At 57.8% G+C, this 14,678-nt stretch carries 13 protein-coding genes and 1 pseudogene; 5 read left to right on the forward strand and 9 right to left on the reverse strand.

The annotated features are described in order from the left end of the window. Window positions 1-41 precede the first annotated feature (41 nt). Window positions 42-977, forward strand: coding sequence for a LysR substrate-binding domain-containing protein (locus V6P94_RS10905; protein ID WP_133079373.1), 936 nt, complete (start codon window positions 42-44; stop codon window positions 975-977). Window positions 978-1,087: 110 nt separating this feature from the next. Here the strand turns inward: V6P94_RS10905 and V6P94_RS10910 are convergent, their stop codons facing one another. Both V6P94_RS10910 and V6P94_RS10915 read right to left on the reverse strand, forming a co-directional pair. Beyond that, on the reverse strand, window positions 1,088-2,164 hold the full coding sequence (locus tag V6P94_RS10910; RefSeq protein ID WP_338649325.1) for a 3-deoxy-7-phosphoheptulonate synthase: 1,077 nt from the start codon (window positions 2,162-2,164) through the stop codon (window positions 1,088-1,090). Between the two features lie 131 nt (window positions 2,165-2,295). Beyond that, window positions 2,296-2,742, reverse strand: a complete 447-nt coding sequence (locus V6P94_RS10915; protein WP_133079375.1) for a PilZ domain-containing protein — start codon at window positions 2,740-2,742, stop codon at window positions 2,296-2,298. Here V6P94_RS10915 and V6P94_RS10920 point away from each other — a divergent pair. The 4 genes and pseudogenes from V6P94_RS10920 to cysB all read left to right on the forward strand — a co-directional run bounded on the left by V6P94_RS10920 (window position 2,741) and on the right by cysB (window position 5,763). Next, window positions 2,741-3,126 (forward strand): annotated as a pseudogene (locus V6P94_RS10920) (thioredoxin family protein). The gene V6P94_RS10915 and the pseudogene V6P94_RS10920 sit on opposite strands and share 2 nt — an antisense overlap. A 38-nt stretch (window positions 3,127-3,164) precedes the next feature. Further along, a complete protein-coding gene (locus V6P94_RS10925; RefSeq protein WP_133079377.1) occupies window positions 3,165-4,082 on the forward strand; it encodes a 5'-nucleotidase in 918 nt (305 codons plus the stop codon). 92 nt (window positions 4,083-4,174) lie between these two features. Continuing rightward, entirely contained in the window at window positions 4,175-4,675 is a 501-nt protein-coding gene (locus tag V6P94_RS10930) for a universal stress protein (RefSeq protein ID WP_133079378.1), read from the forward strand. A 113-nt stretch (window positions 4,676-4,788) separates the two neighbouring features. Next, a complete protein-coding gene (gene cysB, locus V6P94_RS10935; protein WP_133079379.1) occupies window positions 4,789-5,763 on the forward strand; it encodes an HTH-type transcriptional regulator CysB in 975 nt (324 codons plus the stop codon). 77 nt (window positions 5,764-5,840) lie between these two features. Here cysB and V6P94_RS10940 read toward each other — a convergent pair whose 3' ends face one another. From V6P94_RS10940 to V6P94_RS10970, 7 genes are all read right to left on the reverse strand, one after another. Continuing rightward, window positions 5,841-8,414 carry a DUF2235 domain-containing protein gene (locus V6P94_RS10940; RefSeq protein ID WP_338649326.1) on the reverse strand — a complete coding sequence of 858 codons (2,574 nt, stop codon included), beginning with the start codon at window positions 8,412-8,414 and terminating at the stop codon, window positions 5,841-5,843. Next, the gene (locus V6P94_RS10945; RefSeq protein WP_338649327.1) at window positions 8,399-8,938 is read right to left on the reverse strand and encodes a DUF3304 domain-containing protein; all 540 of its coding nucleotides are present in this window, start codon (window positions 8,936-8,938) and stop codon (window positions 8,399-8,401) included. The genes V6P94_RS10940 and V6P94_RS10945 overlap by 16 nt, the downstream gene beginning before the upstream one ends. Then, window positions 8,923-9,444 (reverse strand): DUF3304 domain-containing protein, encoded by a 522-nt coding sequence (locus V6P94_RS10950; protein ID WP_326398258.1) that lies wholly within the window; start codon window positions 9,442-9,444, stop codon window positions 8,923-8,925. Before V6P94_RS10950 ends, V6P94_RS10945 begins: the two co-directional genes overlap by 16 nt. Continuing rightward, window positions 9,441-10,250 carry a DUF4123 domain-containing protein gene (locus tag V6P94_RS10955; RefSeq protein WP_133078109.1) on the reverse strand — a complete coding sequence of 270 codons (810 nt, stop codon included), beginning with the start codon at window positions 10,248-10,250 and terminating at the stop codon, window positions 9,441-9,443. Before V6P94_RS10955 ends, V6P94_RS10950 begins: the two co-directional genes overlap by 4 nt. A 37-nt stretch (window positions 10,251-10,287) precedes the next feature. Continuing rightward, the gene (locus V6P94_RS10960; protein WP_133078110.1) at window positions 10,288-12,351 is read right to left on the reverse strand and encodes a type VI secretion system tip protein VgrG; all 2,064 of its coding nucleotides are present in this window, start codon (window positions 12,349-12,351) and stop codon (window positions 10,288-10,290) included. An 88-nt stretch (window positions 12,352-12,439) separates the two neighbouring features. Next, window positions 12,440-12,958, reverse strand: coding sequence for a type VI secretion system tube protein TssD (locus V6P94_RS10965; RefSeq protein WP_133078111.1), 519 nt, complete (start codon window positions 12,956-12,958; stop codon window positions 12,440-12,442). A gap of 546 nt (window positions 12,959-13,504) precedes the next feature. Further along, the gene (locus V6P94_RS10970) at window positions 13,505-14,641 is read right to left on the reverse strand and encodes a catalase (RefSeq protein ID WP_133078112.1); all 1,137 of its coding nucleotides are present in this window, start codon (window positions 14,639-14,641) and stop codon (window positions 13,505-13,507) included. Window positions 14,642-14,678: the final 37 nt, after the last annotated feature.

Here is a 14,678-nt window from a genome sequence, read left to right on the forward strand (position 1 = left end):
CGCTAAAGTATCAACCCGTCGATTTGCCTCAGGAGATGCTGATGAACAGCTTGCCTTCCCTGCGTGCCCTGCAGGTTTTTGAAGCCGTTGGACGTTTCGGCGGGATTGTTGAGGCGGCCAGGCGCCTCGGGATTTCAGCAGGAGCGGTGAGCCAGCAGATGAAACTGCTGGAAGACACTCTGGGGTTGAGCCTGACCCACAAGGTCGGCAAGCGCATCCGCCTGACCGTTGCCGGTCAGCGTTACCACGAGAGTTGTGCTGCGGCTTTTGAAAGCCTGCGCGTTGCCCAGACCGAGGTCGAACGCTCGAAAAATGCCAGCAACCTGCGCATCAGTGCTTTGCCGTCGTTGCTCTCGGAGTGGCTGGCACCCCACGTCTATGCCTGGCAGGACGAACATCCGCAGCTCAATGTGTTTCTCGACGCCAGCCATGCAGAGCCCTCGACTGAGGGGTATGACATCGACTTTCGTTTCACCTACGGCGATTACGTGGCGGGCGAAAACGCTATCGAGCTGTACCGCGATTGCGTGGTGCCCGTGCTGAGCCCGCAGTTATTACGCGCCGACGCTGCGCTCAATAGCCCCAAGGACTTGTTGGCGTATCCCTTGCTGTCGATTGACTGGTTGCCCAAGTTCGCGTCGCCACCGTCCTGGCGCGACTGGTTCAAGGACCGGCGGGTGGACTGTGAAGGCCTGCGTGATGGTTATCGGGTCTATTCACTGTCGTCCATGGCGATCCATGCGGCGCTGGCGGGGCAGGGCGTGGTGCTGGCGCAGTATTCGATGGTGGCTGATGCGTTGGCGCAAGGGCGCCTGATCATGCCGTTTGCCCACGGCTTGCCCTTGCCTTCGGCGTATTTTCTGGTGGGTGCAAAGGGGGCTTTTGACAAGGCGCACTGTCGCGACTTTCATCGCTGGATGGTGGCCAAGGGGCGGGAACAGAGAGTGGCGAGTCAGCGGTTGCTGGAGAACACATAACCTGAAACCAACGTGGGAGCGAGCTTGCTCGCGATGCCGGCGACACGGTCATTCAGCCAGACCGTGTAGCTGCCATCGCGAGCAAGCCCGCTCCCACCTGTCAGTGCGCTTTAGCCGCGATCACGCTTGGGCAGTACATCCTTGAGCTTGGCGCGCATGCTGCGCAGGGTGCTCTCGGTGGACGCCCAGTCGATGCAGGCGTCGGTAATCGACACGCCGTACTGCAAGTCTTCCAGGTTTTTAGGGATTGCCTGGCAGCCCCAGTTCAAGTGACTTTCAACCATCAGGCCGATAATCGACTGGTTGCCCTCGACGATCTGGTTGGCCACGTTCTCCATTACCAGCGGTTGCAGTGCCGGGTCTTTGTTGGAGTTGGCGTGGCTGCAGTCGACCATGATGTTCGGGCGGTTTTTCGCTTTGTTCAGTGCCTGCTCGCAGAGCGCAACGCTGACCGAATCATAGTTCGGCTTGCCATTGCCACCGCGCAATACCACGTGGCCGTAGGCGTTACCCTTGGTGGTAACGATCGACACGCCGCCTTCCTGGTTGATACCCAGGAAACGATGGGGGCTGGAGACCGACTGCAGGGCGTTGATGGCAACGGTCAGGCCGCCATCGGTGCCGTTTTTGAAGCCTACCGACGAAGACAGGCCAGAGGCCATTTCGCGGTGGGTCTGGGATTCGGTGGTGCGTGCGCCAATGGCCGACCAGCTGATCAGGTCCTGCAGGTACTGCGGGGAGATCGGATCAAGGGCTTCAGTGGCCGTTGGCAGGCCCATTTCAGCCAGGTCCAGCAGCAGCTTGCGGCCGATGTGCAGGCCGTCTTCGATCTTGAATGAGTCGTCCAGGTACGGGTCGTTGATCAGACCTTTCCAGCCAACAGTGGTGCGTGGTTTTTCAAAATAAACGCGCATGACCAGATACAGCGTATCGCTGACTTCTGCGGCGAGCACTTTCAGGCGCTCGGCATACTCGTGGGCAGCCTTGATATCGTGGATCGAGCAAGGCCCGATGACAACGAACAGTCGATGGTCAGTGCCATCCAGGATGTTGCGAATCACCTCACGCCCTTTGGTCACCGTCTGCAGAGCCGTTTCACGCAAAGGCATTTCGCGCTTGAGCTGTTCAGGTGTGATCAGGGTTTCGTTGGAGGCAACGTTTAGGTCGTCGATCGGTAAATCAGCCATCGTGTTACTCGTCAGGTCACGGGTGCCGGCCGCCAGCGATCCCCGTGCGGCGGAGCACAGCTTGATTGAGCGCATCGGGGAGCCGAACCTTAACGCGTTATCCGGTAAGTCGACAATGGGCAGGCACAGCTTTAATCCAGTACCGCCTGCGCCATTGCGTGATCCAGGGTTGCCTGAGAGAACTCTACGGCGTGGTGGCTGACCCATTCCAGGGCAAGGGCTTCCAGGTCTTGCGGACATGAGCTTTGCTGTTGCTGAAGGCGGGAGTAGTGCTCGATCTGGCAGATCTGTTCGCCCATGCGCGCCCCGAACAGCGCTTGTTCGTCGATCAGGGCTACCCCGATGCGATAGCCGTCCAGGTGTTTCTCGCACCAGGCTATATAGCCCGGATAGTGTGCGCTTTCCCCCAGGGTGGGCATGTACATGTCGACGGCGGTACCCCGTCGCCAGGCTCTATCGGTGTTGCATGACACGCCTGCGAGGCTGATAGAGTGCAGCTTGTGGCGCGAAAGTGAAGGTTGTTTGCGTCGCGTTATCTCAACGGGAATATCGTCTGGGTGAGGTAAAAAACGACCCATGAAAGCTGACTCCAAGTGCCATCAAATTAGTATTGTCTTTTGAGTATAGTGACTGAAATGGAACTGACAGACTTTGATGCCGATCAGCGCCTGCTGGCGTTGCCCGGGACTTCACTGGTGATCTTCACCAGCGCGGGTTGTTCGGCCTGCCGTACTGCGCGGCGCATGTTGCCCGCTATGCAGTTGCCCGTTGATCGGTTGTGCTGGATCGATGCCGGTGACAATGGTGGTCTGGTCGAACGTTACGAGATTTTCCATCTGCCCACCCTGTTTGTGGTGCGCGATGGGGCCTTCTACGGTGAGTTGAAGTCCCGCCTGAGTGAGGGCGAACTGGCGCACCATATTCGACTCGCCTTGATGCATGAGCCTGACGAGCTACCGTGAAGCGGTGTCCGAACCCGCTTCAAACCTGTGGAGGCAACATGAGCAAAGGCTTAAAGGGCAAGCTGGTGCTGGCCATTTCTTCTCGGGCCCTGTTCGATTTGAGTGATAGCCATCAGGTGTATCTGAACAAGGGGATCGAGGCCTACCGGCAATACCAGATCGAGCATGAAGATGAAGTACTGGCGCCGGGGGATGCCTTCGCGCTGGTCAAAAAGCTCCTCAGTTTCAACGCAAGCCTTGGGCGTGACCGGGTCGAGGTGGTGCTGGTGTCACGCAACAGTGCCGATACCGGGTTGCGGGTATTCAATTCCATCCAGCATTACGGCCTGGATATTTCCCGTGCAGCCTTCAGCGGCGGGCGCAATCCCCATCCGTACCTCAATGCCTTTGGCTGTGACCTGTTTTTGTCGACCCATGCCGAGGATGTGCGCAGTGCACTGGATGCAGGTTTTGCGGCGGCGACCATCCTGTCGGGGGGGGCACTGCGGGCCGAGAGCAACGAGTTGCGCATTGCCTTCGACGGTGACGCGGTGCTGTTTTCCGATGAGTCGGAGCGGGTTTTCCAGTCCGGTGGCCTGGAGGCTTTTCAGTCTCTTGAACGCGAATCTGCCCGCAACCCGCTGCGTGGTGGGCCGTTCAAAGGTTTCCTGGAGGCGCTGAACCTGCTGCAGCGCGAGTTTCCTGATGACGCCTGCCCGATTCGTACCGCGCTGGTCACCGCACGGTCGGCCCCAGCCCATGAGCGGGTGATCCGTACCCTGCGCGATTGGGATATTCGCCTGGACGAGTCGCTGTTTCTCGGAGGACTGGACAAGTCGGCGTTTCTGGAGGCCTTTGCTGCCGATGTGTTTTTTGATGATCAGGCGGGTCATTGCGAAAGGGCGCGCCAGGTTGTCGCTACCGGTCATGTTCCACACGGCATCAGCAATGAATCCCGGGATTCGGTGCCCGAGTAAGCCTGCATGCAGGTGGTCGAGGGGGCTTCGTAGTTGTCCGGGCGCTGCTAAGCTGAATCTACCTCGTTCATCAAAGCTGTCGGGAAGGTCGCATGATTCGCTCAATTCTCTATGCCACTGACCTCGGCGTTTATGCGCCCGTTGTAATGCAGCATGCGCTGGGGCTTGCCCGCAGCTTCGGCGCCGATCTGTTTGTGGTGCATGTAGTCGAACCCATGGGGCTGTTTGCCGAGTCAGTCCTGCAGAGTTATCTCGATGAGCATGCGTTGAACGAACTGCACCGCCAGGGCATGCACACCATGCTGTCGAATATTGAATTGCGTGTCCTTGAGAATCTTCGTGAGGAGTTGGCAGGGTGGGAGTTGGAACTGGCCCTGATTCGCTCGGTCAAGGTTATTCAGGGTGAACCTTCACAAGTCATTCTGGAGCAGTCGAAAAAGTTGTGCGTAGATCTGCTGATCCTGGGCAGTCACGCCCAGCCCACGGGGGGCGAGTCGCATTTGGGGCGAACCGCAACCAGGGTCATCGAGCTGGCGCAGATGCCGGTATATCTGGTGCCGCTGACACAGCGTCGGCGCAGCGCTGATGTGTAAGGCTGATGAATCGATAAAAACGATAAAAAGTTCTAGATTTCTTATTCCAACCTTCCATATAGTTATATATCGCCGCCGATACCCTTGGCGTCTATCAGCTTTGAGGGATGCATATGAAGCTTCAACAATTGCGCTACATCTGGGAAGTGGCGCACCACGACCTCAACGTTTCGGCCACTGCACAGAGCCTTTACACCTCACAGCCGGGTATCAGCAAACAGATCCGCCTGCTTGAAGACGAACTGGGGGTCGAGGTTTTTGCCCGTAGTGGCAAGCACCTGACCCGAGTGACACCGGCGGGCGAGCGCATCATCACGACGGCTGGCGAGATCCTGCGCAAGGTCGAAAGCATCAAGCAGATCGCTCAAGAGTTTTCCAACGAGAAAAAAGGCACGCTGTCGATTGCCACCACCCACACCCAGGCGCGTTACGCCTTGCCGCCGGTGATCAGCAATTTCATCAAGCAGTACCCGGATGTCGCGTTGCATATGCATCAGGGTTCGCCCATGCAAATTGCCGAGATGGCCGCTGATGGCACCGTTGACTTTGCAATTGCCACCGAGGCCCTGGAGCTGTTTGGCGATCTGGTGATGATGCCGTGCTACCGCTGGAATCGCTGCGTGGTCGTGCCACAAGGTCACCCGCTGACCAAACTGCCAAAGCTGACCCTCGAAGCCCTGGCTGAATTCCCGATTGTGACTTACGTATTCGGCTTTACGGGCCGTTCCAAGCTCGATGAAGCCTTCAGTCATCGCGGCCTGACCCCCAAGGTGGTGTTCACCGCGGCTGATGCTGACGTGATCAAGACCTATGTACGTCTGGGTCTGGGTGTTGGCATCGTGGCCAAAATGGCCGTGGACACCAAGCTCGACAACGACCTGGTGGTCCTGGATGCCAGCGAACTGTTCGAGTCCAGCATCACCAAGATCGGTTTCCGCCGTGGCACCTTCCTGCGCGGATTCATGTGCGACTTTATCGAGAAGTTTGCCCCGCACCTCACCCGTGAAGTAATGGCAAAGGCCATTGCTTGCCACAACAAGCAAGAGCTCGAAGAACTGTTTGAAGGGGTCGAGCTGCCGGTGCATTGAGTGCAGCGTTTACCCCGTAGGTGTGGCTTTGTGCGGCGCCTGCGGGGTGCTTGTCACGACCTGTGTGAGCGTTCCAGTTAGAAGCTTCCCGCCACGCCCCTCGCCTGATCCAGCCAGCCCTTGGTTGGCTCAGCCTGGGGCGTTTGTGTTTGCAGCGCTTGTTCCAGCAGGTTGTTGGCTTCAAGTGCTTGCGCAGCCTTGAGGATCGCAATCAAATTATCCGTAGTGGCGGTTTTTTCGGTCAGTGCAGGTGGCACGGGCAGCGCCTGGGCCGCTTTCACCGCGTCGCCGGTGTTTTTGGTAAAGGCGCATACGGTTTCTATGTTTTCGATCATCGGCAGTGACAGGCGGGTCACGGTGTCAAACGCATTGATAAACGGGAACTCCACCTTGCCGCGAAGCACCGGGGTGCCCAGGCTTGGCAGAATCAGCCCCACCAGATAACGCGGGTTCTGGCGCCTGATCGTCAGGCCGACACTGGCCACCGCCAAGGCCACGCCCACCACGCGCCCAACGTTCACCAGCAGCGACAGTTCGTTGTTGGATTGAGTGTCGAAGAAGATCCCGCGGTACCGAAAGTAGTCGCTGAACACCTCCCGCTCGTTCAAGGCCGCGTTCATGAACCAGGCGCGGGAATCATGCACATGCTCGTCAAACAGGCCTACGATCGCCCACGCTTTGTCGTTCACCGGCTTGCCGTTGGCGCCGAACAGCAGGGCGTAATTTTCTTCACCGGCCTGGCGCAGCTGGGCATAGTGCTCGGCCTCATCCTGGCCGTTGGTCATATACACCAGCCCGCCCACCAGGGTGTAGGCGAGGGTGCCAAAGCTGATCATCTCGCTCAAGGTCAGGTTCCACTCCGGCACGTAGTCGCGCCGAAAGTCGGCCATGGCGTTGCTCAACTGCCGGTAATCCAGGTTGGGCTCGAACACTTTGCTGGTGTTGAACGAGGCGGCAGGTTGGGTGGCGGTGCGCTTTTCATAAGCCTCTTTTGTGGCTTGATGTTTTTTTTGCGACGCCAGCTCGGCGTCGGACCAGACCGGCGCTTTAGAGCCGGCGCGCATGGCGGCATCTTCTTCGAGCTGCATGGCGTGCAGGGCCTCGAACGCGTCGACTTCGTCGCCGTTCATATCGCTCGCGGGGCCGTTTTGCAGCACCCGCCGATTGAGACTCGTCCACTTGATCCAGTTCATGGCGTAACGGCTGATGCGCCAACCGGTAATCACCCCGGCCTCGCGGGCCATGACCTCTTCCAGCGGGCCGTTGTCCATATTGTCGAGCCAGGTGTTGAAACGTTCGATCAGGGTGGGGTCGACCTGGAATTCGATAGACGTTGAGTCGCTCATCACCAGCCAAGGCCGATCATGTTTCAATGCCATGTTGAAAGCTTCTGGAGGCGCCTGCAACGGCGCGCCAACTTTGTAGGCCTCGTCATACATATGGTGCAGTGCAATTTGCGATAGCACCTCTTTTCCACCTGCTGCAGCTTTGCCCTGATCGCCGGGCGGGTAGCCGCCGCCAACGTCGGAGTGCATGCCGGGGTAGATATATTCCCTGGTGCCGCTGCGATAGGTGGACAGGCAGTCCGGATCGTCGGGGTTGGCCTGGCGTCGGATCGAGTCCAGGGGGAAGCAACTGCGCTGCTCGTGGGCTGCCACCATATGCACGCAGCGCTCCAGAAATTCTTCGGAGTCGGACAGGCGCAGGGTGCCGTCGGCCCAGCCCATGTGGCCTGCGGCAAATGGCGCCAGATAGGGGATACCCACTGAGGCCACAGTGTCGAACAGCCCCATGAACACAATCTTGATCGGCAGTCCGGCAAACAGGTAGCAAGTGGTGCCTTCCACTTCGACCTTGGTCAGGGCTTCCAGCCAGTTGGCAAATGCCCGCGCCTGGGCGGCGCCCCGTGAAAAGCCATACACGAACAGTCGTACAGCCTTGATGGTCGGGATGGTCTTGCCGGCATGGGCAGCGTCGATCTGAGCTTTTAGTTCGGCCAGGGGCTGGGCCAGCACTTCTTTGCGGCGGGTATAGCTGTTTTTGAAGACCGATGCTGCGAGCAAATCTTCGGTGAGACTGGTGCCCATTTTTTGTACGAGAGCGTAGGCTTCGGGTTGCATCAGCGGGCCTTTTTTACATGACCGTTGAAGTGCGTCAATCAAACGGGTCAGCCCCCAGTTGATCCGGTTTTCGCCGCCTGTAGACATCGTCAAACCTTGGCTATCCGGTTTGAACTCGCCTATTTCCTTGAACTCGGTGCCGACACCTTGCATGTAATAGGAATAGAAGCCTTCATTCTCAGACGCTTCCTTGTCATCCCTGCCTAAACTTGCGTGGTACAGACGAGCCACATTGGTAGTGGTCGAAGGTAAAGCCAGGCTGTCTGTTGGTTCATGGTTGTTGGTGCCGTCAAAGCAAAGCGTGATCGTCACGATCTGCATGCAGGGCCGGCCCGCGTAAGCCCATCCGGCTGCATGAGCAGCGTCCATTGCTTGTTGTTCGAACGGGTCGAAGGCTTGCTGTTGCTTTCGATAATTGAAAAGCACATCTCCCGGTGTTTGAGGTAAAAGCCCGTCCATTTTGAAGTCAGGGGTCAGGCTGAGAAATTCTCCAGTGGATCTTTTGGGGCGCGGCGTCATGGTTTCGGACATGTGGCAGGTTCCTGCATTTTTTGAGGGAAGTGGAATGGGTAATTTTGGAGGCCAGGCTCGGTTGCGCCTGCCGATACAGCCACTTGATTGCAGGGCAAAAAGTGCACATTGATAAGGCCCAAAACCTCATACGGCGCAACAGCCACAACAGCCACAACAGCGCGATGGCGGGTGTACTTGGCCGCATGCAACTTGTAGGCAGCCCGGTAGCCATCGGTCCCAAGGGGCGGCCAATGTGCAGAGGCGTGCGGATCAGGGTCTTTCTCCCACTCGACCACCACGGTCAAACCGGAGTGCCATTTCACGGGAAGCGTGGCGCAGCAGTTCTGTTTGCCGCCGCCGCCATAGGGGCTGATATTGGGTCCGCCATTGCCATTGACCGAAAACCGGTTGATCGCCGCCGAGGTATGGCTATAGCCCTCGATTGGCGCGCCCAGTCGGTCAGGCAGGGAGTCGGCACAGCCCTGTAACGCAATCCCGGCGATAAACATCACGAACAGTGAGCGAGTCATGGTTTCGGACATGTGGCAGGCTCCTGCATTTTTTGTGGAAATTTATAGGGGTAGTTGGGTGAGCGGGGCATCATCAGACCTGCCGAAACAGCGACTTGGTTGCAGGGTAGAAAATGCACATTGACGACGCCTAAGCGCTCATATGGCGCCACCGCCGCAACGGCGCGATGGTGGGTGTATTGAGCTTCGTGCTCTTGAGCGGCCTTGGACCAAGCATCTGAATAGCGGGGCTTGGGCCAGTCGGCATACGCATGCGGATCAGGGTCTTTCTCCCACTCGACCACCACGGTCAAGCCGGGGTGCCATTTCACGGGAAGCGTGGCGCAGCAGTTCTGTTTGGCGCCGCCGCCATAGGGGCTGATGTTGGGCCCGCCATTGCCATTGACCGAAAACCGGTTGATCGCCGCCGAGGTATGGCTATAGCCCTCGATTGGCGCACCGAGTCGGTCAGGTATGGAGTCGGCACAGCCCTGTAGCGAGAGACCGCTGATTAACAGCAAAAGAGGCAAGCGACTCATGAGTGGGCCTTGTGCCAGGTCGAGGTGATTGGAAGGTGGGTGCTCAGCGCCGTGGCGATAAAGTCTTCGTGTTCATGTTTTTCCAGCTTCTGCCGGCTGATATCCAGATGGATTTCAATCAGGCAACGAATCATGGCTTCGCGTGAAGTGAAGCCATGCTCATGGGGCGTCTTGGCGTGCTCCTTGAACCAGCGAAGTGCCGCGCTGACAGCTTGCAAGTGCAGCACTTGCTCATTGCTCAGGCTCATGCCGGTTTGCGCAGGCTGATCGCCCGGGCGGGTGTCGAACCCTGATAGCGCTGCAGCTTTGTTGTCGCGATCGATCCAGTGCCACCGGCTCACCGGGGCGTGAAACAACTTGAGTTGAGGGGGATCAAGCTGCTCGCAGAAAGACTTGAACAGGCGGGTGTCGTAATAACGCAGTACACCGCTGCACGTATTCTGGTTCCAGCAAGCCCGGGTAGCCCCACGCAAGTGCGCGGCCAAGGCGTCGAAAGGCCAGCGACTGGTCAGTGCCAGCACACAAAAGTCGTGGTGTACCGCGTCAAGCAGCGCCAATAGCCCGGCGCACTGTTGCTCATGGGTCAATTCGATGCGCAGCAGCAGTGGGCCAAAACGGGCCACTTCGTGCTCCAGCGTTTGCTCGAACAACCAGGCGCTGGCAGGCGCCGGTGTCAGTTCAAGCAGGGGCGGCAATAGCTGGGCAGGCAGTGTCGTGCAGTCGATCAGAACATCCAGGTGGTCGAGCTTCGCCTTGCGGGCTTCTACGGTCAAAAGTTGAAACCAGTCCTTTGCGGTTGTTGACATGTTGCTTCCTTGTTTCAAGAGGTTCGCTGATGAAGTGTTACTGCGCCACTAATGCCTCGGCCCTGGCCTGTGCAGCCAGCAAGCAGCCCTTGCACACCCCTCTGGGCGACGCTGGGGGCTCGTTTGCCTGGGCGTCTGTAGCCTCCGGATCAAGCAAGGACGGAATGCTTGAGAGCCCCAGCAAGTCGGGCAATAGCGACACCGCCGCCGTTCCGCTGAGGGGGGCGCCGCCGGTTTCAATCGGGGTGCTGCTGAAGATGCCTGCGGGGCTGATGACCAGGTGGTGCCCCCCAGCTTTCAAGGTAAGGCTGGCACCCGCGTCCAGGATCAGATTGGCTCCGGCCTTGAGGTGAACTTCCTGACCTGCCTCCACGACCACGGTCTGCCCGACCCGGGTATGGCTGCTGCTGGCGACCTGCAAGTAGTCGCTGGCCTGGAGCGCGACTTTTCGATCTGACGTTACAGTGCGCTGGTCCTGCGCCTCGAGCACCGCAATGCTGTTGCCTTTGATGGTTTCATGGCGCTCGTTGCCAACTTCAAGGCGGCTGTCATGCCCGATGTTCTGTTCCATGTCGCGCTGGGCACGCAGATAGATCAGCTCCTGACCGGCGCGATCTTCAAGGTGCAGTTCGTTGAAACCCCGGCCTCCCGGTGAACTGCGGCTGCGCAAGACACTGCGGGTCTTGTGCGCTGGCAACTCATAAGGCACCGGGTTCAGGCTATTGGCCAGGCAGCCGCTGACCACGGGCCGGTCGGGGTCGCCCTCAAGGAAGGTGACCAGCACCTCCATCCCGACCCGCGGAATCGTGACCCCGCCGTGGCTGCCGCCCGCCCAACTGGAGGCCACCCGTAGCCAGTAGCTGGACTTGTCATCAGCCTTGCCTTCGCGGTCCCAGTGGAACTTGACCTTGATCCGGCCATAGGCATCGCAATAGATCTCTTCGCCGGCTGGCCCGGTGACCAGGGCCGTTTGGCTGCCCAGCACGCGGGGTTTGGGGTATGGCTGTTGCGGGCGATAAAATACATCCCAGGGCGTTGCCACGAAACGGTTGCGATAGCCCTGTTCAAGCTGTTCTGAATCAGGTGAGGGGGCATGGCTGATGCTCTCTTCCAGTACCTGCGGCTGATAGCCCTGGTGATGGACTTCAGTCAGTAACCAGAGCGCGTTCCACTCGTTGCGCGGGTGTTCGCTGAGCAACATGAAGTGGCCGCTGACCAGCGTTGGCTGATCGCTGTTGCCTTCGGATTGACGGTAATCGGCTCGGTGACGCTCAAGGGCGCGCCGGGTCAAGGGCTTGCCGCGCTCACCCTGGACGAACAAACCTGGATAGTCATAGTCCTCAAGATCGGGCTGAGGGCTCTGGGATTCAGGGTTATGGGCGGCCTGGACGGTAAAGCCGGCTTTCTCGAAGTTGTAATCCCTGCGCGTGGTGCGACTGGTACGGGCTTCAACGCGCAGGTTGAAGTGCTTGATGGCAGGCTCATCGGCCACCATGCCGCTGTCCTGCAGGTAGGCGGTGGGTTTATCCAGTTGGGGAAACCCCGTCTGGTCATCGCCGAATACCAGCAAATGGGCGTGCCTGGAGTGTTCGAAGTGGTAATGAATACCTTCTTCGCGGCACAGGCGCTGGATGAAGTGCAAGTCCGACTCGTTGTACTGGACGCAGTATTCTCGCGGCGGGTAAATCGCGTTCAGTCGAAACTGGTAGGCATCGCCAAGGATTGCGTGTTCTTCAAGGATCTTGCTGATGATTTGCGCAACCGTGCGCTGTTGGAAAATACGCTGATTGGTGCGATGTCTTAGATAGGCAAGGTGCGGGACCAGCGTCAGGCTGTAACGTGTCAGACGTTTGCCTGAATCGCCTTGGGCAATACGATATATCTGCCCATGAATACCGTTACCTCTGTTGTTGAAAGCCAGAAAAGCTTGTTTGTGAAGCATGCTTTCAAGGTCAAGATTCGGGCGTTCGCTGACGAGTTCTACCTTGATGGCAAACGGTGTGCTGATGGCTTCCGTTCCTTGAAATTCAAGCACACGCAGATCGTGTTCAAGCCCTTCGATAGTGAGCGTGAACAGTGTTTCGTTAGCAGGATTGAACATGTTTTTTTCCTCAAGCCTGACCCTCAAAAGCTCATGAGCGGTATCAACCGTTAAACAACGATTGATACCGTGAAACACTCAGTCAGTGTCAGCCTGCGACTGGGGTGCGCCAGTCATCAGAACCGGAAGTGCCGGACACTTCGTGGGTCCAGGTGATTTTGCGATAGGTGAACTCAACGTCTTCCAGATGGGTGAAGTGCGAATTCGACGGGTCTTGGCAGTTATGCATGTAGTCCTTGATGTCGACGATGATCGCGTCTTCAAGTTTGGTGGTGAAGTAGTGCTCCTGAGTGCCTGCTGAAGAAGTGCGATACCACTCGATAGTGATTTCAGTCAGGCGCTCGCCGGACGTCAGTGCAGCCAGCAGCAGCGGTGACGACTTGTCGAAGACCTTGGTGATCTTGACCGGCTTGTGAACGCGTTGACCGGTTGGTTGACCCGATTGCGGATCGCGAGGAATGATCACTTCGTGACTGAAACCTTGAACCATGACCTGGTCTTCGTGACCTTCCTGATAGGTGTTGCCGACCGAGTCGGCGGTGAAAGCACCGGCGGTAATCAGACCCTGTTTGGTAACGGTGATGGACATATACGCTGGCGTTGCCATGGATGATTTCCTTACTGATAAATATAGAAGCCCGCAGGCTTTTTTAATAGCGGGCGCCTATTTGCTATCAAAGCCCATGCCAGAAAAAATAAAGTCGTTGTTTATCAGGGATGTAGGATTGCTAGTTGGATTTAATTTGTTTTCTTAATGAAAAGTTCCGATAAAAGTGCGCAAGAAGTTGCGCAGTAGTGTGCAACTTCTTGCGCACTTGGCTATGCGCCAAGATTTGCAGGCGTTACAGGGATCTATTCACAGGGTTATCCACATTCAAGTGTGCAACTTGTTGCGCATAGTGGCTAATTAGGGAGCTTGGTTGTGCGGTGCGTTGTTCGTTGTTTTTGTGAGCGGCACATTAGGTGTTGTTTGATGGGTGTCAAGTTGTGCGTATGGCAGATATATAATTTTTAAGTGTGGGAAATGTCTAATTAAAGCGTGCGCCAAATCCTGTGGGAGCGGACTTGCTCGCGATGAAGGCGACGCGGTCTTTGAGTCAGATCGCGTCGATGCCATCGCGAGCAAGCCCGCTCCCACATTTATCTGGGCGTTTTATTGCTGCGCATTGCGCGTATGCCGATACTCGCTCACGGCGTCATACACCGCCTTGCGCAGGCGGTTGATCCCGCCAATCGGACGATGCTCTTCGATGCCATGCCACGGGCTGAACGACAGGTTGTCACACGCCAGATTCTGGCTTGGGGTGTCGAAGTCCTGAGGGGCAATCCTGACCCGTGCCACCGTCTCGAAGGGCGCGTCAGACTCTTTCCATTCGATGCTCGTATCTTCAATCGGCATGAAGCGGTTGGCGTTCTGGCGTTGCACCTGCAAGACAAAACAGGCAGGTACACGGTCGGTGGAAAGTTGCTGGTTCAAGGCATTGCGCAAGAAATTGGGCAGTGCCTCATTTTGCGCCGGCAATGTGTATGCCGGGCAGCTCTCAGGGTCGGGGGCCACGCGGTATTTGGCATTGGCCGTGCCGAACTTGTAGGGCGACACTGAAAAATACGTGGTTTGCGTGGGGCTGGCGGGAGCGGGTGCCAGTGTCGCCAGGGCGATAAACAAATGGCGTACCTGCCAGCTGCGCGGATCCCACGACGGGAAGAAGGCCAGCACCTTTTTGCCATCTGCCTGGGCACCAATGTTCTGACGGTATTCGGCTACGTCGCTGACGAAGAAGTTGGGATGGTTGAACATGACAAAATCCTGTTCGCCACGCCCTTGCTGGCTTGGCAGCAACTGAGCCCCCGGTACGTCGAGCAACTTGATCGCCATCCCCCGGGCATCCCGGATGCTGTCAAATTGCGGGTAAGCGTTGCCATTGGACAGACGCATCACCGCTTGCCAGGTTTTACCCGGTGCGGCGAATACGCCCTGGCGCAATGCCGGATCGAGATCGTCGATCACCTGGACCTGGGCTTTGACGCAGCCGTGGGCCTTGGCGTGGGCATCGCGCAGATAACGGGTGTTCTCGCGGTGCTGGTCCACGATCCTGATCGCCGTCTGGATAGTGTCCTGGGTCATGGCGGCTTCACCCGCGGGGATCTGTTCCTGGGCCGAGACCGGGCCGCGATGCTGCCAGGCGTACCAGCCCGTGGCCAATCCCCAGCCAAGTAACCCCAGAGCGATCAGCGCCAGCAGTAACGTGCCCAGCCATTTGCCGAGTCGAAGCCAGAAAGCGGTCAGCATGCAAACATCCTTTTAGGGAAATCTTCGGTGTGTCGAA

Origin of the sequence: Pseudomonas sp. ML2-2023-3 (assembly GCF_037055275.1) — a bacterium.
In the GTDB taxonomy this organism is placed as follows: domain Bacteria; phylum Pseudomonadota; class Gammaproteobacteria; order Pseudomonadales; family Pseudomonadaceae; genus Aquipseudomonas.

Coding starts and splice junctions, on each gene's coding strand:
- V6P94_RS10925 (WP_133079377.1), top strand. CDS start 3,165: ATGAGCAAAGGCTTAAAGGGCAAGCTGGTGCTGGCCATTTCTTCTCGG.
- cysB (WP_133079379.1), top strand. CDS start 4,789: ATGAAGCTTCAACAATTGCGCTACATCTGGGAAGTGGCGCACCACGAC.
- V6P94_RS10955 (WP_133078109.1), bottom strand. CDS start 10,250: ATGTCAACAACCGCAAAGGACTGGTTTCAACTTTTGACCGTAGAAGCC.
- V6P94_RS10945 (WP_338649327.1), bottom strand. CDS start 8,938: ATGTCCGAAACCATGACTCGCTCACTGTTCGTGATGTTTATCGCCGGG.
- V6P94_RS10915 (WP_133079375.1), bottom strand. CDS start 2,742: ATGGGTCGTTTTTTACCTCACCCAGACGATATTCCCGTTGAGATAACG.
- V6P94_RS10965 (WP_133078111.1), bottom strand. CDS start 12,958: ATGGCAACGCCAGCGTATATGTCCATCACCGTTACCAAACAGGGTCTG.
- V6P94_RS10930 (WP_133079378.1), top strand. CDS start 4,175: ATGATTCGCTCAATTCTCTATGCCACTGACCTCGGCGTTTATGCGCCC.
- V6P94_RS10940 (WP_338649326.1), bottom strand. CDS start 8,414: ATGTCCGAAACCATGACGCCGCGCCCCAAAAGATCCACTGGAGAATTT.
- V6P94_RS10950 (WP_326398258.1), bottom strand. CDS start 9,444: ATGAGTCGCTTGCCTCTTTTGCTGTTAATCAGCGGTCTCTCGCTACAG.
- V6P94_RS10905 (WP_133079373.1), top strand. CDS start 42: ATGAACAGCTTGCCTTCCCTGCGTGCCCTGCAGGTTTTTGAAGCCGTT.
- V6P94_RS10910 (WP_338649325.1), bottom strand. CDS start 2,164: ATGGCTGATTTACCGATCGACGACCTAAACGTTGCCTCCAACGAAACC.
- V6P94_RS10970 (WP_133078112.1), bottom strand. CDS start 14,641: ATGCTGACCGCTTTCTGGCTTCGACTCGGCAAATGGCTGGGCACGTTA.
- V6P94_RS10960 (WP_133078110.1), bottom strand. CDS start 12,351: ATGTTCAATCCTGCTAACGAAACACTGTTCACGCTCACTATCGAAGGG.